The organism is Pseudomonas sp. NPDC089996 (assembly GCF_044748405.1).
Classification (GTDB): domain Bacteria; phylum Pseudomonadota; class Gammaproteobacteria; order Pseudomonadales; family Pseudomonadaceae; genus Aquipseudomonas.
The window spans coordinates 202838-229304 of sequence record NZ_JBIVGA010000008.1 but is presented as its reverse complement, the minus strand read 5'-3'; the positions used below and the strand labels follow the sequence as shown (position 1 = coordinate 229304).

Annotated in this window: 27 protein-coding genes; 23 read left to right on the top strand and 4 right to left on the bottom strand. The window is 63.9% G+C overall.

Annotated elements, in window-relative coordinates; translation table 11 throughout:
• Positions 1-73: 73 nt before the first annotated feature.
• The 10 genes from ACIPW4_RS16440 to ACIPW4_RS16395 all read left to right on the top strand — a co-directional run bounded on the left by ACIPW4_RS16440 (position 74) and on the right by ACIPW4_RS16395 (position 8893).
• On the top strand, positions 74-448 hold the full coding sequence (locus ACIPW4_RS16440) for a chemotaxis response regulator CheY (protein WP_103446503.1): 375 nt from the start codon (positions 74-76) through the stop codon (positions 446-448).
• Between the two features lie 18 nt (positions 449-466).
• Positions 467-1255, top strand: coding sequence for a protein phosphatase CheZ (locus tag ACIPW4_RS16435; RefSeq protein WP_400659515.1), 789 nt, complete (start codon positions 467-469; stop codon positions 1253-1255).
• A 12-nt stretch (positions 1256-1267) separates the two neighbouring features.
• Positions 1268-3460 carry a chemotaxis protein CheA gene (locus tag ACIPW4_RS16430; RefSeq protein ID WP_400659512.1) on the top strand — a complete coding sequence of 731 codons (2193 nt, stop codon included), beginning with the start codon at positions 1268-1270 and terminating at the stop codon, positions 3458-3460.
• 48 nt (positions 3461-3508) lie between these two features.
• Positions 3509-4639, top strand: coding sequence for a chemotaxis response regulator protein-glutamate methylesterase (locus ACIPW4_RS16425; protein WP_400659510.1), 1131 nt, complete (start codon positions 3509-3511; stop codon positions 4637-4639).
• Positions 4639-5379 carry a flagellar motor protein gene (locus tag ACIPW4_RS16420; protein WP_400659508.1) on the top strand — a complete coding sequence of 247 codons (741 nt, stop codon included), beginning with the start codon at positions 4639-4641 and terminating at the stop codon, positions 5377-5379. Before ACIPW4_RS16425 ends, ACIPW4_RS16420 begins: the two co-directional genes overlap by 1 nt.
• 3 nt (positions 5380-5382) lie before the next feature.
• A complete protein-coding gene (gene motD, locus ACIPW4_RS16415) occupies positions 5383-6240 on the top strand; it encodes a flagellar motor protein MotD (protein WP_400659506.1) in 858 nt (285 codons plus the stop codon).
• Between the two features lie 67 nt (positions 6241-6307).
• The gene (locus ACIPW4_RS16410) at positions 6308-7099 is read left to right on the top strand and encodes a ParA family protein (RefSeq protein ID WP_400659503.1); all 792 of its coding nucleotides are present in this window, start codon (positions 6308-6310) and stop codon (positions 7097-7099) included.
• A complete protein-coding gene (locus ACIPW4_RS16405; RefSeq protein WP_400659500.1) occupies positions 7096-7974 on the top strand; it encodes a CheW domain-containing protein in 879 nt (292 codons plus the stop codon). Before ACIPW4_RS16410 ends, ACIPW4_RS16405 begins: the two co-directional genes overlap by 4 nt.
• A gap of 42 nt (positions 7975-8016) precedes the next feature.
• A complete protein-coding gene (locus ACIPW4_RS16400) occupies positions 8017-8496 on the top strand; it encodes a chemotaxis protein CheW (protein ID WP_016393802.1) in 480 nt (159 codons plus the stop codon).
• Position 8497: 1 nt separating this feature from the next.
• Complete coding sequence (locus ACIPW4_RS16395) at positions 8498-8893, top strand: DUF2802 domain-containing protein (RefSeq protein WP_400659497.1); 396 nt, start codon at positions 8498-8500, stop codon at positions 8891-8893.
• Positions 8894-8953: 60 nt separating this feature from the next.
• Here ACIPW4_RS16395 and ACIPW4_RS16390 read toward each other — a convergent pair whose 3' ends face one another.
• From ACIPW4_RS16390 to ACIPW4_RS16375, 4 genes are all read right to left on the bottom strand, one after another.
• Entirely contained in the window at positions 8954-11713 is a 2760-nt protein-coding gene (locus tag ACIPW4_RS16390) for a dermonecrotic toxin domain-containing protein (protein WP_400659494.1), read from the bottom strand.
• 82 nt (positions 11714-11795) lie between these two features.
• Entirely contained in the window at positions 11796-14507 is a 2712-nt protein-coding gene (locus ACIPW4_RS16385) for a dermonecrotic toxin domain-containing protein (RefSeq protein WP_400659492.1), read from the bottom strand.
• Positions 14508-14568: 61 nt separating this feature from the next.
• Entirely contained in the window at positions 14569-14913 is a 345-nt protein-coding gene (locus tag ACIPW4_RS16380; RefSeq protein WP_400659489.1) for an EscU/YscU/HrcU family type III secretion system export apparatus switch protein, read from the bottom strand.
• Positions 14910-16469: a flagellar hook-length control protein FliK gene (locus tag ACIPW4_RS16375; protein ID WP_400659487.1), complete on the bottom strand. Its 1560-nt coding sequence runs from the start codon at positions 16467-16469 to the stop codon at positions 14910-14912. Before ACIPW4_RS16375 ends, ACIPW4_RS16380 begins: the two co-directional genes overlap by 4 nt.
• Positions 16470-16601: 132 nt before the next feature.
• Here ACIPW4_RS16375 and ccmA point away from each other — a divergent pair, with 132 nt between their 5' ends.
• The 13 genes from ccmA to ACIPW4_RS16310 all read left to right on the top strand — a co-directional run bounded on the left by ccmA (position 16602) and on the right by ACIPW4_RS16310 (position 26425).
• On the top strand, positions 16602-17234 hold the full coding sequence (gene ccmA, locus ACIPW4_RS16370; RefSeq protein WP_400659484.1) for a cytochrome c biogenesis heme-transporting ATPase CcmA: 633 nt from the start codon (positions 16602-16604) through the stop codon (positions 17232-17234).
• The gene (ccmB, locus tag ACIPW4_RS16365) at positions 17222-17899 is read left to right on the top strand and encodes a heme exporter protein CcmB (protein ID WP_013973563.1); all 678 of its coding nucleotides are present in this window, start codon (positions 17222-17224) and stop codon (positions 17897-17899) included. The genes ccmA and ccmB overlap by 13 nt, the downstream gene beginning before the upstream one ends.
• A 43-nt stretch (positions 17900-17942) precedes the next feature.
• On the top strand, positions 17943-18710 hold the full coding sequence (locus ACIPW4_RS16360) for a heme ABC transporter permease (protein ID WP_400659481.1): 768 nt from the start codon (positions 17943-17945) through the stop codon (positions 18708-18710).
• Positions 18707-18883: a heme exporter protein CcmD gene (gene ccmD, locus ACIPW4_RS16355; protein ID WP_400659478.1), complete on the top strand. Its 177-nt coding sequence runs from the start codon at positions 18707-18709 to the stop codon at positions 18881-18883. The genes ACIPW4_RS16360 and ccmD overlap by 4 nt, the downstream gene beginning before the upstream one ends.
• A complete protein-coding gene (ccmE, locus tag ACIPW4_RS16350; RefSeq protein ID WP_400659476.1) occupies positions 18880-19335 on the top strand; it encodes a cytochrome c maturation protein CcmE in 456 nt (151 codons plus the stop codon). The genes ccmD and ccmE overlap by 4 nt, the downstream gene beginning before the upstream one ends.
• Positions 19336-19346: 11 nt before the next feature.
• The gene (locus ACIPW4_RS16345; RefSeq protein ID WP_400659678.1) at positions 19347-21320 is read left to right on the top strand and encodes a heme lyase CcmF/NrfE family subunit; all 1974 of its coding nucleotides are present in this window, start codon (positions 19347-19349) and stop codon (positions 21318-21320) included.
• Positions 21317-21853, top strand: a complete 537-nt coding sequence (locus ACIPW4_RS16340) for a DsbE family thiol:disulfide interchange protein (protein WP_400659473.1) — start codon at positions 21317-21319, stop codon at positions 21851-21853. The genes ACIPW4_RS16345 and ACIPW4_RS16340 overlap by 4 nt, the downstream gene beginning before the upstream one ends.
• A complete protein-coding gene (locus ACIPW4_RS16335) occupies positions 21850-22326 on the top strand; it encodes a cytochrome c-type biogenesis protein (protein ID WP_400659470.1) in 477 nt (158 codons plus the stop codon). The genes ACIPW4_RS16340 and ACIPW4_RS16335 overlap by 4 nt, the downstream gene beginning before the upstream one ends.
• A complete protein-coding gene (ccmI, locus tag ACIPW4_RS16330) occupies positions 22319-23500 on the top strand; it encodes a c-type cytochrome biogenesis protein CcmI (protein WP_400659468.1) in 1182 nt (393 codons plus the stop codon). The genes ACIPW4_RS16335 and ccmI overlap by 8 nt, the downstream gene beginning before the upstream one ends.
• Before the next feature lie 12 nt (positions 23501-23512).
• Complete coding sequence (locus ACIPW4_RS16325; RefSeq protein ID WP_400659465.1) at positions 23513-23932, top strand: hypothetical protein; 420 nt, start codon at positions 23513-23515, stop codon at positions 23930-23932.
• 236 nt (positions 23933-24168) lie between these two features.
• The gene (locus ACIPW4_RS16320; protein ID WP_400659463.1) at positions 24169-25107 is read left to right on the top strand and encodes an NAD(P)-dependent oxidoreductase; all 939 of its coding nucleotides are present in this window, start codon (positions 24169-24171) and stop codon (positions 25105-25107) included.
• 43 nt (positions 25108-25150) lie between these two features.
• Positions 25151-25939: a PhzF family phenazine biosynthesis protein gene (locus ACIPW4_RS16315; RefSeq protein ID WP_400659460.1), complete on the top strand. Its 789-nt coding sequence runs from the start codon at positions 25151-25153 to the stop codon at positions 25937-25939.
• 78 nt (positions 25940-26017) lie between these two features.
• Positions 26018-26425 (top strand): GFA family protein, encoded by a 408-nt coding sequence (locus ACIPW4_RS16310; RefSeq protein WP_400659458.1) that lies wholly within the window; start codon positions 26018-26020, stop codon positions 26423-26425.
• Positions 26426-26467 lie beyond the last annotated feature (42 nt).

The following is a 26467-nucleotide window of genomic DNA, read 5'->3' as shown; positions in this document are numbered from 1 at the left end:
ACCGAATTGAATTAACGCGCGCCCGGGGGCCGGGCGCGTTTGAGACTGCTTGGAGGTCTACTTGAACAAAGACATGAAAATCCTCATCGTTGACGACTTTTCGACGATGCGGCGGATCATCAAGAACCTGTTGCGTGACCTGGGCTTCACCAACACCGATGAGGCCGACGACGGCACCACCGCGCTGCCGATGCTCGAAAGCGGCCATTACGACTTCCTGGTGACCGACTGGAACATGCCAGGCATGTCCGGTATCGACCTGCTGCGCAAGGTCCGTGCCCACGATCGCCTGAAAACCATGCCGGTGCTGATGGTGACTGCCGAAGCCAAGCGCGACCAGATCATCGAAGCGGCCCAGGCCGGCGTCAATGGTTACGTGGTCAAGCCGTTCACCGCCCAGGTGCTCAAAGAAAAGATCGAGAAGATCTTCGAACGCGTCAACGGCTGAGTCACGTCAGGGGGCGCCATGGAGTCATCAAACACGTCCTTGGGGGAGTTCGAATCGACCCTCAAGAAGCACGCGCAGGAACTGGTCGAGAGCCTTGAGAAGGGGCGCTTCGGCGATGCCGTGCAGCTGATCCATCAGCTGAACCAGACCCGCGACCGTGGCCTGTATCAGGAAGTCGGCAAGCTCACCCGTGAGCTGCACAGCGCGATCGTCAGCTTCCAGATCGACCCGCGCATGCCGCAGGCCGAGGAAGTCTCGCAGATCACCGACGCCACCGAACGCCTGTCCTACGTGGTCAAGCTCACCGAAGGTGCCGCCAACCGCACCATGGACCTGGTGGAGGAGAGCACCCCGGTGCTCAACGACCTGGCAGCCGAGGCGCAAGGCTTGAGCGTCGATTGGCAGCGCTTCATGCGCCGCGAAGTCGCCGCGCCGGAGTTCCGCGAGCTGGTCAGGCGCGTCGACAGTTTCCTGACGCACAGCGCCGAGGGCAACCGCAAGGTCGCCGGCCACCTCAACGACATTCTGCTGGCCCAGGACTATCAGGACCTGACCGGCCAGGTGATCAAGCGCGTGACTGCGCTGGTGACCGAAGTGGAAAGCAACCTGCTCAAGCTCGTGCTGATGGCCAGTCAGGTCGACCGCTTTGCCGGTATCGAACATGACCACCAGCAGCTGCGCGCTGAAAAAGATCAAGAAAAACATCCGACTCGGGGTGAAGGTCCGCAGATTCATGCCGATAAGCGTGAAGACGTTGTGTCCGGTCAGGACGACGTCGACGATCTGCTGTCCAGCCTGGGTTTTTAAGGAGCACGTTTAATGAGCTTCGGCGCCGATGAAGAAATCCTTCAGGATTTCCTGGTAGAAGCCGGCGAAATTCTTGAGCAACTGTCCGAGCAACTGGTCGAGCTGGAAAGCCGGCCCGACGATGCCGACCTGCTCAATGCGATCTTTCGCGGTTTCCACACTGTAAAAGGGGGCGCCGGCTTCCTTCAGCTGAACGAGCTGGTGGAGTGCTGCCATATCGCCGAGAACGTGTTCGACATCCTGCGCAAAGGTGAGCGCCGGGTCGACGCGGAACTGATGGACGTGGTGCTCGAAGCACTGGATACGGTCAACAGCATGTTCGGCCAGGTGCGTGAGCGCAGTGAAGTGACTCCGGCCACTCCGGAGCTGCTGGCGGCGTTGTCGCGCCTGGCGGAACCTGCCAGCGCCGACACCGCTGTATCGCTCGTCGAAGCTGCGCCTGAGCCTGTGGCCAGCGAAGCGGACATCACCGACACCGAGTTCGAGCAACTGCTCGATTCGCTCGATGCGGTCAAAGCCGAAGCGGCTGCCGCCGAACAGCAGATGCAGGGCGAGACCCTGAGCGGTTCGGGTGACGACATCACCGACGCCGAATTCGAATCGCTGCTCGACCAGCTGCATGGCAAGGGCCAGTTCTCGCCCGAGGTGGCCGTCGCCGAACCGGTGGTCACCGCCAGTGCGCCCGTGAGCGATGAGATCACCGACGAAGAATTCGAGTCGTTGCTCGACCAGTTGCATGGCAAGGGCACATTCCAGGCCGATGCCTTGCCAGTTGCAGCGGCTGCGGTGCAAAGCGCCGTCGTGCCTGCCAGCAGTGACGAGATCACCGAGCACGAGTTCGAAGCGTTGCTCGACCAGCTGCACGGCAAGGGCAAGTTTGCCGGCGAAACCGCCGTGGCCCAGGCGCCTGTCGCCGTGGCGGCCCCGGTTGAAAGCAAACCGGTCGCCCGGCCTGCGGCCGCTGCGCCTGCCGCTGCCAAGCCTGCCGCGCCAGCCCGCACCCCGGCCCCGGCCGCGGAAAAGCCAGCCAGCGAAGCGGAAACCACCGTGCGTGTCGACACCGCGCGCCTGGACGAGATCATGAACATGGTCGGCGAGCTGGTGCTGGTGCGTAACCGCCTGGTGCGACTGGGCCTGAACAGTGGCGACGAGGCCATGTCCAAGGCCGTGTCCAACCTCGACGTGGTCACCGCCGACTTGCAGACCGCGGTGATGAAGACCCGCATGCAGCCGATCAAGAAGGTCTTCGGCCGCTTCCCGCGCCTGGTCCGCGACCTGGCTCGCCAGCTGAAGAAAGAGATCAACCTGGAGCTGGTCGGTGAAGAGACCGACCTCGACAAGAACCTCGTCGAGGCCCTGGCCGACCCGCTGGTGCACCTGGTGCGCAACGCCGTCGACCACGGTGTCGAGATGCCGGACGAGCGTGAAGCGGCCGGCAAGGCCCGCACCGGCCGCGTGGTGCTCTCGGCTGAACAGGAAGGTGACCACATCCTGCTGTCGATCTCCGACGACGGCAAGGGCATGGACCCGAGCATCCTGCGCGCCAAGGCCGTGGAAAAGGGCCTGATGGACAAGGACGCTGCCGATCGCCTGAGCGAATCGGACTGCTACAACCTGATCTTCGCCCCGGGCTTCTCGACCAAGACCGAGATTTCCGATGTGTCCGGCCGCGGTGTCGGCATGGACGTGGTGAAAACCAAGATCTCCCAGCTCAACGGCTCGATCAACATCTTCTCGGCCAAGGGCCAGGGTTCGAAGATCGTCATCAAGGTGCCGTTGACCCTGGCGATCATGCCGACCCTGATGGTGATGCTGGGCAACCAGGCGTTCGCCTTCCCGCTGGTCAACGTCAACGAGATCTTCCACCTCGACCTGTCGCGCACCAACGTGGTCGATGGCCAGGAAGTGGTGATCGTGCGCGACAAGGCGCTGCCGCTGTTCTACCTCAAGCGCTGGCTGGTTCAGGGCCAGGTGCACGAAGAGCAGCGCGAGGGTCATGTGGTGATCCTGTCGGTCGGTACCCAGCGTATCGGCTTCGTGGTCGACCAGCTGGTGGGCCAGGAAGAGGTGGTGATCAAGCCGCTGGGCAAGATGCTGCAGGGCACGCCGGGCATGTCGGGTGCCACCATCACCGGTGACGGCCGCATCGCGCTGATTCTCGACGTGCCGAGCATGCTCAAGCGTTACGCGGCACGGCGTATCTGATTTTCGGCGGCGCACCCTGGCGGGTTGCGCCGCCTATATGGAGTGTTTATGGCAGTCAAGGTCCTGGTGGTGGATGATTCCGGTTTCTTCCGCCGCCGCGTTTCGGAAATCCTCTCGGCGGACCCGACGATCCAGGTGGTTGGCACCGCGACCAATGGCAGGGAAGCGATCGACCAGGCACTGGCGCTCAAGCCCGATGTCATCACCATGGACTACGAAATGCCCATGATGGATGGCATCACCGCCGTGCGGCACATCATGCAACGCTGCCCGACGCCCGTGCTGATGTTCTCTTCGCTGACCCACGAAGGCGCTCGCGTCACCCTCGATGCGCTGGATGCCGGTGCGGTGGATTACCTGCCGAAGAACTTTGAAGACATCTCGCGCAACCCGGAGAAGGTCAAGCAGCTGCTGTGCGAAAAGGTGCATACCCTCTCGCGCAGCAACCGCCGTTTTGGCAGTTACGCCAGCCACGCACCCGTCGCGGCACCGGCACCGGTCAGCAGCCAGGCACCCACCAGCAGCCTGGCCAGCCCAGCGCCGCTGCGCAGTGCCGCACCCGCCCGTGCGGCGGCACCGGCGCCGGGTGCAGCGCATGCCCCGGCACCCAAGCGCAAGCCATACAAACTGGTGGCCATCGGTACCTCCACGGGCGGCCCGGTGGCCCTGCAGCGGGTGCTGACCCAGTTGCCGGCGAACTTCCCGGCGCCGATCGTGCTGATCCAGCACATGCCGGCGGCCTTCACCAAAGCCTTTGCCGAGCGCCTCGACAAGCTGTGCAAGATCAGCGTCAAGGAGGCCGAGGACGGCGACCTGCTGCGCCCGGGCCTGGCGCTGCTGGCCCCTGGCGGCAAGCAGATGATGATCGACGGCCGTGGCACGGTGAAGATCCTGCCTGGCGACGAGCGCCTGAACTACAAGCCGTGCGTCGATATCACGTTCGGCTCGGCGGCCAAGTCCTACGGAGACAAGGTGCTGTCGGTGGTGCTCACCGGCATGGGCGCCGATGGCCGTGAAGGCGCGCGCCTGCTCAAGCAGGGCGGCAGTACCGTGTGGGCCCAGGATGAGGCCAGCTGTGTGATCTACGGCATGCCCATGGCCATCGTCAAAGCCAACCTGGCCGACGCGGTGTACAGCCTGGATGAAATCGGCAAACACCTGGTCGAGGCTTGTGTCTGATGGATGTACTTAGCCTGATTGGCCTGATCCTCGCATTCGTCGCCATCGTTGGCGGCAATTTCCTCGAGGGCGGCCACGTCGGTGCCTTGATCAATGGCCCGGCCGGCCTGATCGTGCTCGGCGGCACCCTGGCGGCGGCCTTGCTGCAGTCGCCGTTGTCGGCCTTCAAGCGCGCGCTGCAGATCCTGCGCTGGATCTTCTTCCCGCCACGGGTCGACCTGGCCGGCGGTATCGACCGGGTGGTCAACTGGAGCCTGGTGGCGCGCAAGGAAGGCCTGCTGGGCCTGGAGGGCGTGGCCGATGCCGAACCTGACCCGTACGCACGCAAGGGCTTGCAATTGCTGGTCGATGGGGCGGAGCCGGAATCGATCCGCAGCATCCTCGAAGTCGACTTCCTGACCCAGGAAAGCCGCGATATCCAGGCCGCCAAAGTGTTCGAAAGCATGGGCGGCTACGCCCCGACCATCGGTATCATCGGCGCAGTCATGGGCCTGATCCACGTCATGGGCAACCTGGCCGACCCCTCGCAACTGGGCAACGGCATTGCCGTGGCCTTCGTCGCCACCATTTACGGCGTGGCCAGTGCCAACCTGATCCTGCTGCCGATCGCCAGCAAGCTCAAGGCCATCGTCATGCGCCAGTCGCGCTACCGCGAGATGCTGCTCGAAGGCCTGTTGTCGATTGCCGAGGGTGAGAACCCGCGCTCGATCGAGCTGAAGCTGCAAGGCTTCATGGAGTAAGCCATGCGCCGTCGCCGTCATACCGAGGAACACGAGAATCACGAACGCTGGCTGGTGTCGTACGCCGACTTCATCACCCTGCTGTTCGCCTTCTTCGTGGTCATGTATTCGATATCCTCGATCAACGAGGGCAAGTACAAGGTCATCTCGCAAGCGCTGCTGGGGGTGTTCAACGACCCTGAGCGGAGCATGAGGCCGATCCCGATCGGCGATGAGCAACCGCTCAGCGTGAAGCCGGCAGAACCCTTGATCAAGGACAGCGAGCAGACCGATGCGGGCCTGGCGCAGACCAACGTCGACCCGCTGAAGACCATCAGCGACGATGTGCGCGATGCCTTCGGCGACCTGATCAAGTCCGACCAGATGACCGTGCGCGGCAACGAACTGTGGGTGGAGATCGAGCTCAATTCGTCCCTGCTGTTCGGCAGTGGCGATGCCATGCCCAGTGACAAGGCGTTCGACATCATCGAAAAGGTCGGCAACATCCTCAAACCGTTCGCCAACCCGGTGCACGTCGAGGGCTTCACCGACAACCTGCCGATCCGCACGGCGCAGTACCCGACCAACTGGGAACTGTCGGCGGCGCGCGCGGCGAGCATCGTGCGCTTGCTGGCCATGGAAGGGGTGAATCCGGCGCGCATGGCCTCGGTGGGTTATGGCGAATACCAGCCGGTCGTCAGCAACGACACGGCCGAAGGGCGCGCGCGCAATCGGCGGGTGGTGCTGGTGATTTCCCGCAACCTCGAGGTACGCCGCAGCCTGACCGGTTCCGGCGCTGCCAATGCCACCCCGGATGCGGCGCTACGCCGTGCTGGCACACAAAGTGCACCGCCAGCCCCAGCAGCGACGACGGCCAAGTGAGCCGTCAATTCTCCGTCACCGCATGCCCTGTGGGAGCCGGCGACACCAATGAGACAAGAGTTGTCCTATGAGAGTCTGGGCAGTAGCCAATCAAAAAGGGGGCGTGGGCAAGACCACGACCACCATCGCCCTGGCCGGCCTGCTGGCCGAGGCGGGCAAGCGCGTGGTCGTCGTCGACCTCGACCCGCATGGCTCGATGACCAGCTATTTCGGGCACAATCCGGACGCCCTGGAGCACAGTTGTTACGACCTTTTTCTGCACAAGGGCAGCGTCCCCGAGGGCCTGCCGGGGCAGTTGTTGCTGCCCACCAGTGATGAACGTATCTCGTTGCTGCCGTCGAGCACCGCATTGGCCGTGCTGGAGCGTCAGTCGCCCGGGCAGAGTGGCCTGGGCCTGGTGATCGCCAAGAGTCTGGCGCAGTTGTGGCAGGATTTCGATTTCGCATTGATCGACAGCCCGCCCTTGCTGGGTGTGCTGATGGTCAACGCCCTGGCTGCCAGCCAGCAGCTGGTGATCCCGGTGCAGACCGAATTTCTCGCGGTGAAAGGCCTGGAGCGCATGATCGGCACCTTGGCAATGATCAACCGCTCGCGCAAGCAGGCCTTGCCCTACCAGATCGTGCCGACGTTGTTCGACCGCCGTACCCAGGCTTCGCTGGGCACCCTCAAGGTGTTGCGCGATACCTATGAGCACCAGGTGTGGCAGGGCTATATCCCGGTCGACACGCGCCTGCGCGATGCCAGCCGCAATGGCGTCACGCCGTCGCAGTTCGATGGCAAGAGCCGTGGAGTGATCGCCTACCGGGCACTGCTCAAACATATGCTGACTTACAAGCCGGCCGCGCAGGTGGTTTCATGAACCGCCCTGTCGGCACCAAGCCGCAACTGGCTCTGCAGTCCTACCTCGATGGGCTGTTGCAGGAGGCCACCGAGGCCGAAGATATCCTCGACTTGCCGACACCGGGCGAAGCGCCCCCGGGCAGCGACGAATTCGCCGCTGCGGTGCGTGAAGAGCAGGCCCGAGATGCGCGCCAGCCCCCCCCTGTAGCGAGGCCTTTTGCCGAGCCGCAGTTGAAAGTGCTGCCAGCTGTGCTGCCGGTCGAGCAGCCGGTGGTGGCGGTTGTCGAGAGCGAAGTGGTGGCTGAGGCCAGCATCCCGGTGCTGACCGAGGAGCCGGAGCCGGTTGCACCCTTGGTGGAAGTGCACCTGCCCGCAGCAGGCATGGCTGACGCACCGGTGCCCCCGGCCAGCGTCGATGGCCGCCCGGCCTGGGCGGCCGAGCCGTTCGAATGCCTGCTGTTCGATGTTGCCGGGCTGACCCTGGCGGTGCCGCTGGTATGCCTGGGCTCGATCTACAGCCTGGAAGGCCAGGAGCTGACACCGCTGTTCGGCCAGCCGGACTGGTTCCTGGGCATCCTGACCTGCCAGGCCGGCAACCTCAAGGTGCTGGACACCGCGCGCTGGGTCATGCCCGATCGCTACCGCGATGACTTCCGCCAGGGCCTGAATTACGTGATTTCCGTGCAGGGCTACGAATGGGGCCTGGCGGTGCATCAGGTCAGCCGTTCGCTGCGCCTGGACCCATCCGAGATCAAGTGGCGCAGCCAGCGTGGCCAACGGCCCTGGCTGGCCGGCACGGTGATCGAACACATGTGTGCATTGCTGGACGTTGCCGAACTGGCCGAGCTGATCGCCAGTGGCGCGGTCAAGCAGTTGCATGCCAAACACAAATAACTGCGAACACTCCGCCATTGGCGGTACTTGAGGGCTAGGGGAATGAAAAAGTCGTCTGCACAGGGTTCTGAGGATCCGATCCTGCAATGGGTAACCTTCCGTCTGGACAACGAGTCCTACGGCATCAACGTCATGCAGGTGCAGGAAGTGCTGCGCTACACCGAAATCGCTCCGGTGCCGGGCGCGCCAAGCTACGTGTTGGGCATCATCAACCTGCGCGGCAACGTGGTGACGGTGATCGATACCCGCCAGCGTTTCGGCCTGATGCCGTCGGACGTGACCGACAATACCCGTATCGTCATCATCGAGGCTGACAAGCAAGTGGTCGGTATCCTGGTCGACAGCGTCGCCGAGGTGGTGTACCTGCGCCAGTCGGAAATCGAAACGGCGCCGAACGTGGGTAATGAAGAATCGGCAAAGTTCATCCAGGGTGTGTGCAACAAGAACGGTGAACTGCTGATCCTGGTCGAGCTGGACAAGATGATGACCGAGGAAGAGTGGTCAGAGCTGGAGAACATCTGAGTTGATCTTCGAGGTCGCGGTAATCTTCCTGGCGTTGCTGTGGGCCCTGAGCCTGTGGTTCTTCCTCAACTACAGCAAGCGCCAGCGCGAACTGGCGGCGCAGCAGGCGTTGGGCGATGCCCTGCGCGATCAGCGCATCAAGGACTTGGCCAAGCGCCTGGATGACTACCAGAACGGTACGGTGCGCATGGGCGAGGCTATTCATGAACTGCGCGCAACCGTGGCGCCGCTGCCGGAAAAGCTCCAGCAACTGGAGCAGCGTGACCCCAACAGCGTGACCTTCACCCAGGCCGCCAAACTGGTGGGCATGGGCGCGAGCGTGGCGGAACTTACCGAAACCTGCGGGCTGACCCAGGCCGAGGCGGAGCTGATGAGCAAGCTGCACCGCGGCGATTGAGTTTGCGCTGCGGTGCCCGGCCCTGACATTGCCAATCGGCTAAACAGGGCCGGGCGGCGGTCATCGTACCCAGGACTGGTAGGCGCCGATCTTCGCCAAGCGCTCCAGTGGCAACAGGTGGTACATGGCTGCACCAAAGCGCTCAAGGTCGAGAAACGCTACAAAGCCGCGCTGGCTCATACGCCCCACATTGCTGATCTGGTGTAGCAGGCGCAAATGCGGCAGGCGCCGCAACACCATATCGGTCAGCAGCCCAGGCCCGGAAATCTGCGATAACCGCTGGGCATAGGCCTCGAACGCCTGGCTATCGTCCTGCTCGCGGGGCAATTGGTCATAAAAGTGGGGTGTTTCACGGTAGCGTGCCAGCATTTCCTGCGAAATTGCATCCAGTGTCGGGTTACCGGCATGGCTACCGATCAGGCTGTTGTTGAACATATTGCCGTTCGCCATCTTCTCGTTGCCAACCGGGGGAAACAGCAGCAAGCCGTCGTCGGTTGTCTGCAGAGCGACATTGTTGAGCCCTTCACTGCGAGGGCCGAAACCTCTGCCGTCGCGTATCTCGGGGTACTCGCCCGCAGCCAGCAAGGTATCGTCCAGATCCATGTACAGGCCGCCTTCGGCTTGCAGCAGGCGGTAACGCAACACGTCGGCTGCCGAGGCGTAATGCGCGGGGCCCATGCCGTTGCCGGTGAGTGCTGCCTGATACTGCGCGTGGTAGGGGGATTGGCGGAAGGCTTCGAACACCGCTTGCTGCTCCAGCGGCAAGATGCGCAAACCTGGCGCTTTTTCATGCAGCAGCCGCAGGTTTTGCGCATAGGCTTGCGGGTGTGCATCGGACAGGTACAGGGTATAGGTGTATTCCGTGTCAGCCAGCCGCGTGGCATTGAGGGCAATGTTGTCGACCAGAGCGGGGCTCAGGATTTTGTCGCCGATCCACAGGCTGAGAATCTTTTTCGGGATCGGCCTGGCATTTTCCAGAGGCACTGGCGGTATTTCCACTGGCAGGTGCAAGTCCACGCCCAGGGCGCGGAGGGTACGCATGCGCATCTCGTGGGTGACTGGCCGGTTGTCGATGTTCACCGGTACCATGCTGCGGCCCTGCCCAGGTTCTGGTGGCCGGTAATACGTTGGGTCGACCTCGTTCGCATCGCTGGCGGCCAGGAATGCATCGGCTTCGACGTCGTAGATCAGGTTGAAGCAGTAACCGCCCAGTTGTCCCTGCAGGGCGTCTGGCTCGGGTGTGAAAGTAGGAACCCGTTGGACAGCTGCCATCACCCTTGGGTCGGCATCAGGAAGCGCTGGGACGACGTCCGGATCATGGAAGAAATGAGCGATATCATCGGCAGGCAGTCGGGGTGGATCGAATGGGCTCAAGGCATAGCCAAGCTGGCCGTTGATCCGCTGTGGCACCACGAAACCGTCATGCCTGAAGCGCCACAGCCGAGGTGCCTTGGCTGCCCATTCGCCTGCCAATGGCGCTGCATTGAGTAGGCCGAAGACCACACCGTCCACGCCACCTGCCTTTTCTGCAAGGCTCTTGCCTTCGATGGCCTGATCCAGCCCGATGCCGAACTGGGCCGCTCCGCCAATGGCGAACAGAGGCGCCAGTTCCGGCACCACCAGCGCCAACGGTGCCAGGTAGTTGATGGCTGAGCTGATATAGTTTTGCCAGCGGACCTTGTTCACTTGGGCGTTGGTAATGATCTGCTGGTCCGCATCGCTGTAGCTGCGTCGTTTCAGGCGTAGTGCGAGGGACTTGAACACATCGCCAGCGATCAGCGGGCTGTAGGTATTTTCCTTGTAATTGACATATTCCCGCGGCGGCCAATGGCCTTCGGCGGTAAAACCCGGCCGGTTCGCATTCAGGTGGTTGCGTTTCGGGTATACCGCCAAGCCATCGAGCGCGGTCGCCAGCCCGCTGTAGTCCAGCCCGTCTGGAACATCGGCGGCGGCGAAGTGAGCCATCAGGGCGGTGCGTTTGCCCAGGTCCTTGCATTGCGCGGCGACCCAGTCCTGCATCTGGCCATGCTCGGCGAATTCGTGCAGAGGCGAGGCATTGCCTGGTATGAACAGCACGGTCCTGGGCTGATCACGGTGCTTGAAGTAAACGATGTCGGTCGCCACGTAGCCGTACACATTCAGCGCTCGCACCTGCAAGGCCGGGCTCGCAGGGCTCAGGCCTGCGACCTCCCAGGCCAGCGCCGTGCCCTCGGGGGAGAGGCTACGCTGCTCGGCCTGAAGGTTGCAGGCAGCGACGAAATTGAGCCGGGCGCAGCTGCCGTAGCTGTGGAGCTGGCCGGCCCAGTAGTGATCGAGCATGGCTGTGTAGTGGCTGTGCAAATCCATGTTCCAGATGAACGACTGGAACGCTTCGGCCGGCAGGTCGATCAGGGTGGTGTGGTCATAGACCTGGGGCGTGCTGCGGCGAAACAGGCCATTGAAGACCTGGTAGTCCGAGCCGTTGCTCAGTGGGCCATGAAGCCGCAACCGCTCGACCAGATGGACTGTTCCTGGCCAATGCCCGGCCCAGGGTTCACGGAACAGGGCGCCGATCAGGTCGCTGTCGGAATCCCCTTGCCAATTGTCGAGCAGTGCCTGTGTCAGGCTCAGACGCTGCATGATCACGGCATCGACTGGATGGTCGGTGCCAGGCTGGTAATGCAGTGTGACCACATCGACCCCGTCGGGATCGATGTCGATGCCATGCTTCGCCGTCCATTGGCGAACGGCATCTGCGGCGGCGCGGTCGGGGCGGGGGAAGTGGCTGAGGTGATCGACGACGTGGCGAACACCCTGGCGGTCGAGGTGAGGAATGCGCATGGAAGCTCCTTGCTGGTGATGGGGTCTTCAAAGTGCCAGCGGCGGGTGGGGCGCAGGTGCCAATTATGTAGGGGCGGGCGTGCTAATCGGGTCGCGGCGCGGTCCTGGCCCAGCTGTGGGCGCTGCCCATACGCGCAATCCTGTCCAGCGGTAACTGTTCATGCACCACCTGGCTGAACTGGCTCAGATCGAGCGCGGCATGCAGGTCGTGGATGGGACTTGCCAACAAATTACAGATCTCCCGCAGCTGCTTGAGCGAAGGCAGGTGCTCGTCGATGATCGCGTTGAACATGGCCGGGCCGCTTAGCAGGCTGAGCCGTTTTCCGTAGCGGCGGAACAGCGCAGGTTGCAGCACGGGGTCGGGACGGCGGGCGTAAAAGTCCGGAACCACGCTGAACCGGCGCAGGATCTCCTCCGAGAAGGCAGTCAGCGTGGGGTTGCCCGGATGGCTGCCGATCATGCTGCTGTTGAACTGGATGAACATGCCCATCTGCTCGTTGGACACGGGTGGGGCCAGGAGCAGGCCTTTTGCCGTGGTTTGCAGCGTCATTCTGGCGATGGGCGCGGGGGTGTCGGCCCTGCTGGCGAGCAGCAACCGGTCATCTGCGTCCAGGTACAGGCCGCCTTGATGATGGAGCAGGCGATAACGCAGGATGTCGCAAGCAGAGGCGGGGTTGGGGGCACCACCCGTCAGCGCGGCCTGGTACTGCACGAAATAGGGCGTGCGCTGGAAGTCTGCGAAGAAGTCCTGATCCTCCAGCGGCAAGATTTGTGCTCCGGGTGCCCTGGTGCTTAGCGTGGAAAGGTTTAGCGCATAGCTGGCCTGGTCTTGCCGGGAAAGGAATATCTGAAAGCGGTAACCGCTGTCACTCAAGGCTTGGGCGTTGTGTGCGAGAGCCTCGAGAAATTCACCGTAGACAAGCTGATCACCTAACCAGATGCTGCTGACAAGCTTCGGGATGGGGCTGCTTTGCAACCCGGCGAACGCGCTGTAGTCGATGGGCAGCTTCACGTCGATGCCCAGGGTTTGCAGGGTTGCCATGCGTTGCTGGGCGGTCGCTGCTGGCGTCAAGTTCGAGCGGGTGAGGGGTGTGTCGCCACGGCCTGTCACTTTCCAGCGGGGTGGGTTGGCCTGGTCAGCATCGCTGCGGCGGATGAAGCTGTCGGTGGTGAATTCATACTCGACCGGTTCGATGACCACGCTTTGGCCTGTTTGCAGCCGTGCCATGAAGCGATGTTGCTGGGCGGCATCCACGCGGGTCACCACTGCGCCCGTGGTGTGGGGTGAAATGACCGAACTCTCGTGGAAGGCCTGTTCTGCCAGCTCCAGTTCCTGGGGTATTGGTGCAGCGCCAAGGGGTACCCCGAGCACTTCTGGCAGGCGCGCAGGGGTGAAGAATCCTCGCCTTGCGTAGCGGTACAGACCACCCGTTTCGGCAAGCGCCGTACCGGGCAATGCAACGGCATTCAGCAGCCCGTAGACTTGCTGGGTCACGCCCTCATCCTTGGCTTCCAGGCTTTTGCCGTTGATCGCTTGCTCCAGGCCGAGGTTGAATTGCAACAGGCCACCAATGGCCAGCACCGGTGACAGTTCGGGAAACACGATCGCCAGAGGGGCGAGTATCGTGGTGGTCAGGCTGAGGTAGGTGTTCCAGCGCGCTTTTTCTATGTCGTGATTGCTGGTGATCTGGCTGTCGGCATCGGCGTAGGACCGTTGTTTTTGTCGCAGGGTCAGGTACTCGAACAGGTTTCCCGACAAGGTGGGGCTGTATTTCTCGGGTTGGTAATCGATGAACGTTTGAGGGTCCCAGAAGCCGCTGGTGGCAAAGCCTGGGTGGGTGCTGCCAAAACGGTGCGCACGTGGGTAGAGGCCCAGGCCTTCAAGTGCGGTGCGCAGGCCGCTGACACCGAGGCCGTCTGGCCAGTCGGCGCGTGCGAAATGGGTCAGCAAGCGCACCCGTTTTTCCTCGCACTGGCATTGTTCGGCAAACCAGCGCTTCATGTGCGCGGCATCCTCGAACTCGTGCAGCGGAGCGGCATTGCCAGGAACATACAGCAGCACGCGCCCTTGGCTTGCTTGGCTGATCTGCAGGATGTTGGTGGAACTGTAGCCGTAGACGTTCAGCATCGACAGCCGAATATCACCTGACGGCAGCACGCCTGCTGCCCTCCCGGCCATCTGACGCGCAGCTTCCGACAGTTTGCCTTGCAGCAGTTGCGAATTGCAGGCAGTGAGCAAGGCGACGCGCAGTGCCTGCTGGTAGAGCGCCTGGTGTCTGGACCAGTAGGTATCGAGTGCAACCTTGAAGCTGTTGTGAAAATGCAGGCTCCAGATATAGATGTGCAAGTGTTCGGCGGGCAACGCTACCCGAGTGTCCGGTGCGTAGCGGGGCGGGTCGGTACGACGGTAGAGGCCATTGAACACCAGGTAAGGTGAGGCGTTGGAATACACGCTCACCGGCTCCAGACGGTCCACCAAAGTGAACGGCCTCGTTGGGACGAGGCCCGCCCAGTTACCGTAGTGGAAGCCGCCATAACCTGCGGCGCTTTCACCTTGCCAGTTGCTCAACAACGTTTCGACCATATTCATCTTCTGGGTGATGACCGCGACTTCCTTGCCATCCGGCCCAGGTTGATGATGGAAAGTGACGACGTCGATCTGCTGAGGATCGTCTTCGAGGCGCAACTGTTGCAACCAGCTCACCAGTTTCTGACGGGCCAGCAGGTCAGGGCGTGGAAAGTCCTGCAGGACCTGGCGAACCAGCTCCAGGTTTTCGAGGGGAATAGGAGTCATGTTCAGGCAGCCCTTGTAGTGAAGAGGGCTACAGGTTGGCGCTCGAAGACAGCGCCGGGTGCTACATAGAGCTGCCCGGAACCGGCAGGGCCAGCGGTTGTGGCGTGATATCGCGTGGCTGCGCGGGTGGGTCGTCGAAGCCGGGTGGTACTTTGCCACGCAGTTGCCAGGCGAAGGCGATGATCTCGGCGATGGTCAGGTACAGCGCCTCGGGGATCTGGTCGCCTAGCTCCAGACGCGCCAGCAGGCGGACCAGTTCTGCGTTTTCGTAGATCGGCACCTCGTGTTCGCGGGCCAGGGCCAGGATGGCTTCGGCGAGCTCGTCGTCGCCCTTGGCGGTCAGTGTGGGGGCTTGCTGGCCGTCGTAGCTCAGGGCGATGGCCTGGCGCGGTTGCTTGTCGATCATGCGGTTTCATCCACCCAGCGCTGTTCCACCCGCGTGCGCGGGCCCTGTGGGGGAATGCCTGTGTGGCATTCCAGGTCGCCGACCTCCAGGCCTCGGGCAAGCAGGCGTTCGCGCAATGTGCCGAGCTGGCTGTCGATCAACTGCGCGGTCTGCTCGCGCTCGGCCCACAGCTGGCCCGACAGACGTCCTTGGCTCAGCTGCGCCTGGACCTGCAAAGGGCCCAGTGGCGCCAGGTCGAACGCCAGGTCGATCCGCCACAGTGCCTGCAGCGGGTCTGGCTGCTCGCGCTGCTGGCGCTCGGCCTGCTGCTCGCGGGTTTCTTCGCGCTGCAGCTTCACTTGCAGGGGGATGAACTCCTGGCCGTGACGGATGGGCACTTCGGTCTGCCAGGTGGTCTGCAGGTTGCCGTTATCCAGCGTGCCGGATTGCTGCAGGCTGCTCAGGGCGTGGCTCTGCAGGCGCGAAATGGCAGCGGCGGCCAGGCGCAACAGCTGTTGCAGGTCGCCTTCGTTTTCCATGGCCTGCAGCAGCCGGGATGGCAGCGGGAATGCGCCTGGCGCTGTCCTTGGGCCGACCCGGTCGAGCATGCCCAGGGCACTGCGGGCCATGGCCGGCAGGGCCTGGGCCAGGGTGCTTGAGGCCGTCACCGGGTTGGCAGGCGTGTTCACCGAGGCCTGCGCCACCAGCTGCACCAGTTGTGCCTTGAGGTCAGTGGCCACGCCACCGCTGTGGCCGCCGAGCAGCTTGGCTTCGAGGAAGGCACCGCTATTGTTCAGGGCCTGGGCGAGCGCCTTGCCGTCGCTGAGCTGGCGGGCATCCGGCAGGCTGGCCAGCAGGCTGTTGGCGCTGCTGCGTAGTTCCCCGTCACTGCCTGGGTTGTTGGCAATCTGCTGCAGCGCACCGAGCAGGCCGGGCAGGGACGCCTGGCGACCTTGCTGGGTGAGCAGTTGCTGGGCAATGTTCAATTGGTCCTGGCGGCCGCTGAGGGGCACGAAGCGCAGCGACTGGTCACCTTGCACCAGGGCACTGAGCAAGCTGCCGATCGGCAGGGGGCGAGGGCTGTCGATGGTCAGTGTGGCGCCAGCCTGGGCGCTGTTGAGCAGGCTGACCAACGAGCGGAAGCTGGCAGCTTGCCCAGGGGGCAGCGGCAGTGCCTGGCTGGTCAGGACCTTGCCCTGCAGCAAGGTGCCCAGTGGAACCTTGCTGGTATCGATCTGGGTGAGGGTGGCGACATGGCTGGCGCCGGCCTGCTGTACCATCACCGCCAGGCGATTGCTTTCGGGCTGGCTGACGGTGATCTGGCTGCCTTGTACCAGCGGCTGGCTGGCATTGGCCTGGACCTGGGTCTGGCTGCCATTGGCCTGGATCACCTGCAGCACCAGCTGGAAGGTGCTGCCACTCTGGCGCATGCTCAGCACTTCGGCCTGAGCGGTCTCCCCAGGCTTGAGCAGGCCTGGCTGCGCCTGGGTCAGGTTGAGCAGTTCACCGGTCAGCTGGGCCTTGATCGCTTGCGGATTCACGGCGGTTTGTGCGCCGAGACTATTGATTTCAGTCATGATTGTATACAACCTGTGGGGCCCACCCTCTTGGCAGCGTGGCAGCACATGTAATAATGCCTGCCGCCTGCCACTGCCAGTATAACGGCCGCGAGGTGGGCGACTTGAGAAGCATTGAGATAAGGCGAATCCGTGACCCTTCACCTTCAAGCCGTGGGCCTGGCCTGCGAGCGCGACTGGCGCCTGCTGTTCGAGCACCTCGATTTCGGACTGCGCCCCGGCGACATGCTGCAGATCAGCGGCCCCAACGGCAGTGGCAAGACCAGCCTGCTGCGCTTGTTGGCCGGGCTGATGCAACCGACTGCCGGGCAGATCCTGCTGGATGGCCAGCCGCTGGGCGAGCAACGCCATGCCCTGGCCAGCATCCTGCTGTGGATTGGCCATGCCGCCGGCATCAAGGACTTGCTCACCGCCGAGGAAAACCTCACCTGGCTCTGCGCCCTGCATCAGCCTGCGCCCCAGGAGGCGATCTGGGCGGCATTGGCGGCGGTCGGCCTGCGCGGTTTCGAAGATGTTCCCTGCCATACCTTGTCCGCCGGCCAGCAGCGCCGCGTTGCGCTGGCCCGGTTGCACCTGGACAGCCCGCCGCTGTGGATTCTCGACGAACCTTTCACTGCCCTCGACAAGCAGGGTGTCGCCCAGCTCGAAGCGCACCTGGCTGACCACTGCGAACAAGGCGGCACCGTGGTGCTGACGACGCACCACACCCTCGCACGCAAGCCGTCCGGATACCGTGAACTCAATCTGGGGCAATGGGCGGCATGAGCGTATTCATTCTTTTGCTTCGCCGCGAAGCGCGCCTGCTGTTCCGCCGTCCGGCGGAGCTGGCCAACCCGCTGGTGTTCTTCGCCATCGTCGTGGCCTTGTTCCCGCTGGCGGTGGGGCCGGAAAGCCAATTGTTGCAAACCTTGTCGCCGGGGCTGGTCTGGGTCGCGGCCTTGCTGGCCGTGCTGCTGTCGCTCGACGGCCTGTTTCGCAGCGATTTCGAGGACGGCTCACTGGAGCAGTGGGTGCTCTCGCCGCATCCGCTGGCCTTGCTGGTACTGGCCAAGGTGCTGGCGCACTGGATCTTTTCCGGGCTGGCACTGGTATTGTTGGCACCCTTGCTGGCGCTGATGCTCGGGTTGCCCAGCCACTGCCTGCCGGTGCTGCTCGGCTCCCTCCTGCTGGGTACGCCGGTCTTGAGCCTGCTGGGCGCGGTCGGCGCTGCACTGACGGTCGGCCTCAAACGCGGAGGTTTGTTGCTGGCGCTGCTGATTCTGCCGTTGTATATCCCTGTATTGATCCTGGGCAGTGGTGCGTTGCAGGCGGCGTTGCAGAATATGCCGGCCACCGGCCACCTGCTCTGGCTCGCCAGCCTGACTGCCCTGGCGGTCACCCTGGCACCCTTTGCGATAGCGGCCGGCCTGAAGATCAGCGTCGGCGAATAACGAGTCCCGGGCTCTCAAGCCCGGCCAATACCGGATTTACCTGATGAAAATGAGCTGGACGTGGTTCCACAAACTGGGTTCGCCGAAATGGTTCTATGCCATCAGCGGCCGCATGCTGCCATGGCTGGCCATCTCCGCCGCCCTTTTGCTGGTCACCGGCGTGGTCTGGGGCCTGGCGTTCGCCCCCGAGGACTACCAGCAGGGCAACAGCTTCCGCATCATCTATATTCATGTACCGGCGGCGATGCTGGCGCAATCCTGCTATGTGCTGCTGGCGGTCGCCGGCGTGGTGGGACTGGTGTGGAAGATGAAACTGGCCGATGTCGCCCTGCAATGCGCAGCGCCCATCGGTGCCTGGATGACCGCCGTGGCGCTGGTCACCGGGGCCATCTGGGGCAAGCCGACCTGGGGCAGCTGGTGGGTCTGGGACGCACGGCTGACGTCGATGCTGATCCTGCTGTTCCTGTACTTCGGCATCATCGCCCTGGGGCAGGCCATCAGCAACCGCGACAGCGCCGCCAAGGCCTGCGCGGTGCTGGCCATCGTCGGCGTGATCAACATCCCGATCATCAAGTATTCAGTAGAATGGTGGAACACCCTGCACCAGGGGGCCACCTTCACCCTCACCGAAAAACCGGCGATGCCGGCCGAAATGTGGCTGCCGCTGTTGTGCACGGCGCTGGGTTTCTACTGCTTCTTCGGTGCCGTGCTGCTGTTGCGCATGCGCCTGGAAGTGCTCAAGCGCGAAGCCCGCGCCAGTTGGGTCAAGGATGAAGTGTTGAACAGCCTGGGGCGGAGGGCCGCGCAATGAGTTTCGCAACCTTCGGCGATTTTCTCGCCATGGGTCACCATGCCCTGTATGTCTGGTCGGCCTATGGCATCTGCCTGGCGGTGCTGGCACTGAATGTCGCCGCACCGTTGTTGGCCCGCCGTCGCTACCTGCAAGATGAGGCGCGCCGTTTGCGCCGGGAGAACCACCAGTGAATCCGCAGCGCAAGAAACGCCTGTTCCTGATCCTCGGCCTGCTGGTCGGGGTTGCAGTTGCCGTCGGCTTTGCCTTGAGCGCCCTGCAGCAGAACATCAACCTGTTCTACACCCCGACCCAGATCGCCAATGGCGAAGCGCCGCTGGACACGCGCATCCGTGCCGGCGGTATGGTCGAGAAGGGCTCGGTGCAGCGTTCCTCCGATTCGCTCGATGTGCGCTTCGTGGTCACCGACTTCAACAAGTCCGTGCCAATTACCTATCGCGGGATCCTGCCGGACCTGTTCCGTGAAGGGCAGGGCATCGTTGCCCTCGGCAAGCTCAGCGGCGACGGCGTGGTAGTCGCCGACGAGGTGCTGGCCAAGCACGACGAAAAATACATGCCCCCGGAGGTCACCAAGGCCCTCAAGGAAAGCGGCCAGGCGGCCAGCGGTGCGGAGGCCAAGCCATGAACGCGGCACTGGTGATACCCGAACTCGGCCAGCTGGCGATGATCCTGGCGATCTGCTTCGCTGCCGTGCAGGCAACGGTGCCGCTGCTGGGTGCCTGGCGCGGTGACAGCCTGTGGATGGGCCTGGCGCGTCCGGCGGCCTGGGGCCAGTTCACCTTCCTGGTCTTCGCCTTCGCCTGCCTGACCCACGCCTTCATGACCGACAACTTCTCGGTGGAGTACGTGGCCAGCAACTCCAACAGCGCCTTGCCGTGGTACTACAAGTTCAGTGCGGTGTGGGGCGCCCATGAAGGTTCACTGCTGTTGTGGGCGTTGATCCTGGGTGGCTGGACGTTCGCCGTGTCGATCTTCTCCCGCCAGCTGCCGCAGGTGATGCTGGCACGTGTGCTGGCGGTAATGGGCATGATAAGCGTGGGCTTCCTGAGCTTCCTGATCATCACTTCCAACCCGTTCCAGCGCTTGCTGCCGCAGGTGCCGACCAATGGCCGTGACCTCAACCCGTTGCTGCAGGACTTCGGCCTGATCGTCCACCCACCGATGCTGTACATGGGCTATGTGGGCTTCTCGGTGGCGTTCGCCTTCGCCATCGCCGCGCTGCTCGGCGGGCGCCTGGACGCAGCCTGGGCGCGCTGGTCGCGGCCCTGGACCATCGTCGCCTGGGCCTTCCTTGGCGTTGGCATCACCCTCGGCTCGTGGTGGGCCTACTACGAACTGGGCTGGGGCGGCTGGTGGTTCTGGGACCCGGTGGAAAACGCCTCGTTCATGCCCTGGCTGGTGGGCACCGCGCTGATCCACTCGCTGGCGGTGACCGAAAAACGCGGGGTATTCAAGAGCTGGACCGTGCTGCTGGCGATTGCCGCGTTCTCGCTGAGCCTGCTGGGCACCTTCCTGGTCCGCTCTGGCGTACTGACTTCGGTGCACGCGTTCGCCTCCGACCCGGCGCGCGGCGTGTTCATCCTGATCTTCCTGTTGTTCGTGGTCGGCGGCTCGCTGACCTTGTTCGCCCTGCGCGCCCCGGTGGTCAAGAGCCAGGTCGGCTTTGCCCTGTGGTCGCGTGAAACACTGCTGCTGGCCAACAACCTGGTACTGGTGGTGGCGGCGTCGATGATCTTGCTGGGTACCCTGTACCCGCTGGTGCTTGACGCCCTGACCGGGGCCAAGCTGTCGGTCGGCCCGCCTTACTTCGATGCCCTGTTCCTGCCGTTGATGGCGCTGCTGATGCTGGTGCTGAGCCTGGGCGTGGTGGTGCGCTGGAAAGACACCCCGGTCAAATGGCTGGTGAGCATGATGACCCCGGTACTGATCGGCAGCGCCGTGCTGGCGCCGGTTGCAGGCTTCATCGTCGACGACCTCGACTGGCCGGTGCTGACAGCCTTCGCCCTGGCAGCCTGGGTGGTGCTGGGTGGCCTGCGCGACATCGTCGACAAGACCCGCCACAAAGGCCTGGCCCGCGGCGTGCGTGGTCTGACCCGCAGCTACTGGGGCATGCAACTGGCGCACCTGGGCCTGGCGGTGTGTGCCCTGGGCGTGGTGCTGTCGAGCAACAACAGCGCCGAGCGCGACCTGCGCATGGCGCCGGGCGAGAGCGTCGAGCTGGGCGGTTATCACTTCCTGTTCGAAGGTGCCAAACACTTCGAGGGTCCGAACTTCATCTCCGACAAGGGCACCATCGTGGTCACCCGCGACGGCCGCGAAGTGACTACCCTGCACCCGGAAAAGCGCCTGTACACGGTGCAGCAGTCGATGATGACCGAAGCCGGCATCGATGCGGGCTTCACCCGTGACCTGTACGTTGCCCTGGGCGAACCGCTGGAGAACGGCGCCTGGGCAGTACGTGTGCATATCAAGCCTTATGTTCGCTGGATCTGGCTGGGCGGTCTGCTGACCGGCCTGGGCGGGTTGCTGGCGGCCTTCGACCGGCGCTATCGCGTCAAGGTCAAGACCCGGGTGCGTGAAGCCCTGGGCGTGTCTGGAGCTGCTGCATGAAGCGTTGGATCATGGTCGTGCCACTGGCGGTTTTTCTGCTGATGGCAGTTTTCCTCTACAAGGGGCTGTTCCTCAAGCCCGACGAGCTGCCGTCGGCAATGATCGGCAAGCCGTTCCCGGCGTTCACCCTGGCGTCGACCCAGGGTGACCGCAACCTGACCCAGGCCGACCTGCAGGGCCGGCCGGCGCTGGTCAACGTGTGGGCCACCTGGTGCCCGTCATGCAAGGTCGAGCACCCTTACCTGAATCAGCTGGCCCAGCAGGGGGTGGTTATCCACGGCATCAACTACAAGGACGACAACGCTGCCGCGCAGAAGTGGCTGGCCGAGTACCACAACCCATACCAGCTGGATATTCGCGACGAGCAGGGCAGCCTGGGGCTGGACCTGGGTGTGTATGGCGCACCGGAAACCTTCCTCATCGACGCCAAGGGCATCATCCGCTACAAGCACGTCGGCATTGTCGATGCTGACGTGTGGCGCCAGCAGCTGGCGCCGCTGTACCAGGGCCTGGTCGACGAGGCCAAGCCATGAGGCGCTGGCTGGCAGCCGCCGTGCTGGGCATGAGCCTGGCCGGCGTGGCCAAGGCGGCCATCGATACCTACCAGTTCCGCGATGACGCCGAGCGCGAGCGTTACCAGCAGCTGACCAAGGAGCTGCGCTGCCCCAAGTGCCAGAACCAGGACATCGCCGACTCCAACGCACCGATCGCTGCCGATCTGCGGCGTGAGATTTTTCGCATGCTCGGCGAAGGCAAGAGCAACCAGCAGATCGTCGACTTCATGGTCGATCGCTATGGCGACTTCGTGCGCTACAAGCCGGCGCTCAGTGGCCGCACCTGGTTGCTCTGGTTCGGCCCGGGCATCCTGCTGGCCGGTGGCTTCGTGGTGCTGGCGCTGATCGTGCGCCGTCGTCGTGGCCCGGCGACCCAGGCTGCACAGGTACTGTCCGTCGAAGAACGCGAGCGTCTCGCCAAACTGCTGGAAAAAGAACAGACCCATGACTGAATTCTGGCTTAGCGCGGGCCTGTTGCTGCTCGCGGCCCTCGGCTTTCTGTTGATCCCGATCCTGCGTGGCCGTCGCCAGCAGCAGGAAGAAGACCGCACGGCACTCAATGTCGCTCTGTACCAGGAGCGCGTTGCTGAACTGGGCGCCCAACAAGCCGCCGGTGTTCTCGACGAGGCGCAATTGGCCAGGGGGCGTGACGAGGCTGCTCGGGAGTTGCTGGCCGATACCGAAGGCGCCGAACCTGCGCGCCAGGGCCACCTGGGCAAGGCGTTGCCTTTGCTGGCGGCAGTGTTGGTGCCTGCAATGGCGCTGGGGCTGTACCTGCACTTCGGGGCGGCGGACAAGGTCGAACTGACCCAGGAATTTGCCGCCGCGCCGAAGACCATGGACGAAATGACCACCCGCCTCGAGCGTGCCGTGCAGGCTCAGCCGGACTCGGCCGAAGGCCTGTACTTCCTGGGCCGGGCCTACATGGCCCAGCAACGTCCGGCCGATGCGGCTGCTGCCTACGAGCGCGCCGTGGCCCTGGCCGGTCGCCAGCCTGAGCTGCTGGGCCAGTGGGCCCAGGCACTGTACTTCGCAGCGGACAAACAATGGAGCGCCCAGGTGCAGGCCCTGACGGACGAGGCACTCAAGGCCGACCCGAACGAGGTCACCAGCCTTGGCTTGCGGGGCATCGCCGCGTTCGAGGGCGAGCGCTACCAGGAAGCCATCGACTACTGGAACCGCTTGCTGGCGCAGTTGCCCGAAGGCGACGCCTCGCGGGCGGCGCTGCAAGGTGGCATCGACCGTGCGTCGCAGCGCCTGGGCGGCAAACCGCAGGCCATCTCGACAGCCCGCCTGAAGGTGCGGGTGGAACTGGCGGCGGCGCTCAAGGACAAGGTCAAGCCTGATGACACCGTGTTCATCTTCGCCCGTGCCAGCAACGGGCCGCCTATGCCACTGGCGGCCAAGCGGGTGACCGTGGCGCAGTTGCCGCTGGAGGTGGAATTGTCCGACGCTGACGCTATGCTGCCGCAGATGAAACTGTCCCAGTTCGCCGAAGTCCAACTGGTTGCACGTGTATCGCGCGCCGGCCAGCCGACCCGCGGCGAGTGGATCGGCCAGGGCGCGCCCCTGGCCAATACCACCCAGGCCACCCAGCACCTCACCATCGACAGCCCAGACCAGTAAGAGAGCAACGCCATGCATAGCACCGTCCGCCTGACCTTGATCACCCTGGCACTGGGTTTGTCCGCGTGTACGGCGCATCAACCGTACGAGCAGCCGTCCCCGCCGATCGAGACCGTGCCCCCACACCAGGGGCCGGCGGTGAAACCGTTGCCGGGTGGGCAGCCCTCGACGCAGCCGAGCAAGCCAGCGGCGATTCCCAAGCCGATGCCGCGCACTTCCGCCAGTTTCGCGCCGCCGCCGGGCGGGGCCAGCCACTGGGACCCGAAGCTTGGGGTGTATGTGCTGGAGAAGAAGACCAATGTCTTCTACCGGCAGCGGACCTACTACCGCTATGACAACGGCTGGAGCTGGTCGCTGAACCCGGATGGGCCGTGGCAGGAGACTGACAGCAGTGGTGTGCCTGGCGGGCTGGGGCGCGCATACGGGCAATAGTTTTTTGTGGCTTGCGGGTGTTGGCCTTTAGAGGTCTGGCGCCTGTGAGATCGAACGCCGCCCGCGCGGCGCTCGATCTGACAGGCGCTGCAACTCTCACGGCATACACCTGGAAGCCCTGACACGTTCTAAATCCCGCCCCACCCATACAGTACAGTTCCCCGCTATTTTCCCCATTGACTGTACCGGCCAGTCACTCCGCATAATGCCCTTCTGAAACTCAAAGGAGGGGTGGCATGAGCAAGACAGTCCTGGTACTGGTGGAAACCGTCGACGACTACCTGCCACTGCTCGAACAGGCCGGCTACCGCCTGATCCGTGCCCCATCCCCGCAAATGCGCGCCGACGCCATCCAGCGGCATGCCGATCAGATCGACGCCGTGCTGACCCGTGGCCCGCTGGGCCTGACCGCCGCTGAAATCGCCGCCCTGCCCAAGCTGCAGATTATCTGCGTGATCGGTGCCGGCTACGAGCAAGTCGATCTGGCCGCCGCTGCCGCCCGCGGCATCACCGTCACCAATGGCGCTGGCGCCAACGCAGCAACGGTCGCCGATCACACCCTGGCCTTGCTGCTGGCGCTGCTGCGCGACATCCCTCGTGCCGATGCCAGTACCCGCAGTGGCGAGTGGAACCGAGTGATCAGCCCTTCGGTCAGCGGCAAGCGCCTGGGCCTGCTGGGCCTCGGCGCGGTTGGCCTGGCCATCGCCAGGCGCGCCAGCCTGGGCTTCGACATGCACATCAGCTATCACAGCCGCACCCCGCGCCAGGACGTCCCCTACACCTGGTACGAAAGCCCGCTGCACCTGGCCGATGCCGTCGACATTCTGGTGGTCGCCACCCCCGGTGGCGCCCAGACCCACCATCTGGTCGACGCCCATGTACTCAAGGCGCTGGGTGCGGAGGGTTACCTGGTGAATATCGCCCGGGCCAGCGTGGTCGACACTCAGGCGCTGATATCGGCCCTTGAGCGAGGCCAGCTCGCTGGCGCCGCGCTCGATGTGTTCGATGACGAACCCGCAGTGCCTGGCGCCCTCAAGGCCCTCGGCAACACAGTCCTCACCCCCCATGTGGCCGGCCAGTCGCCCGAGGCTGCCCGTGACACCGTGAACCTGGTGCTGCGCAACCTGCAGGCCTTCTTTGCCGGCGAGCCGGTGCTCACTCCGGTCCGTGGGTAAACTTTTCAATACCCGGCATTGCCCGGATCACAAGGAGCGTTTGATGCAACTCGAAATCTTCCAGGTCGATGCCTTCTCCGCCGAGCCCTTTGGCGGCAACCCGGCGGCAGTGATCCCGCTGCAAAGCTGGCTGCCGGATGACGTGCTGCAACGCATCGCCGAAGAGAACAACCTGTCGGAAACGGCGTACTTCGTGCGCAACGGTGAAACCTTCGACCTGCGCTGGTTCACCCCCGCCGTCGAAGTCGACCTGTGCGGCCACGCCACACTGGCTTCGGCCTACGTACTGTTCGAACAGCTGGGCGAGCAAGCCGAAGTGCTGCGCTTCAATACCCGCAGTGGCGAACTGCGAGTCGGCCGGGGGGCAGACGGCCTGTTGGCCATGGACTTTCCGGCGAAGCAGCCGCAAGCCGTGGACGTGCCGGCAGGGTTGCTGGAGGCGCTGGGCCTGGTGGCGGCCAAGGCGGTCTATCGCTCCGACGACTATGTGGTGGTGGTCGATGACGCAGCGTTGCTCGACCCGCTGAAGCCCGATTTCGTCGCCTTGTCGGCATTCGACGTGCGTGGCATCGCGGTCACTGCCGCCGGCCGCGGCTTCGATTTCGTCACCCGCTGGTTCGGCCCCAACGTGGGCGTCAATGAAGACCCGGTCACCGGCTCCGCGCACACCTCGCTGGCGCCAGTGTGGGCTGAACGCCTGGGCAAGTCGTCGCTGAGCTGCGAGCAGGGCGGGGCGCGTAAAGGGCAGTTGCACTGTGACGTCCCTGGCAATGGCCGGGTGATCATCAGCGGGCGTGCGGCGCTGTACCTGCGCGGTAGCGTGTTCATCTGACCCAACGGTCGGGGCTGCGGGCTCTGTGGTCTGGGGCCCGATCTATACTTGCAGGCCCAACCTGCAAGGAGCCTGATCATGACCTTGGTAAAAAGCGGCAGCTGCCTCTGCGGTGAAACCCGTTTGCGCGTCACGGTCGACACTACTCAAATCAGTGCTTGCCATTGCAGCACGTGCCGTAAATGGACCGGCGGCCCGCTGCTGGTCGTGGACTGCAACAAGGCGCCGGTCTTCGAGGGGCTGCCTCCTTCGGTCTACGACTCGTCCGATTGGGCCCAGCGTGGTTTTTGCAACCGCTGCGGCACGCACCTCTATTACCGGCTCAAGGATAAAGTCCATTATGCGATCCCTGTAGGCTTGCTCGATGGCGACGAAGCCTGGGATTTCGCCCTGCAGATCTTCGTCGAGCAGAAGCCCACCTGGTATTGCTTCGCCAACCAGACACAGGAGCTGACCGGCGAGCAAGTGTTCGAGCAGTTCGCCTGAGCCATTGCCGCCAGCCCCACACAGCGGTAGCCTGCGCGCATC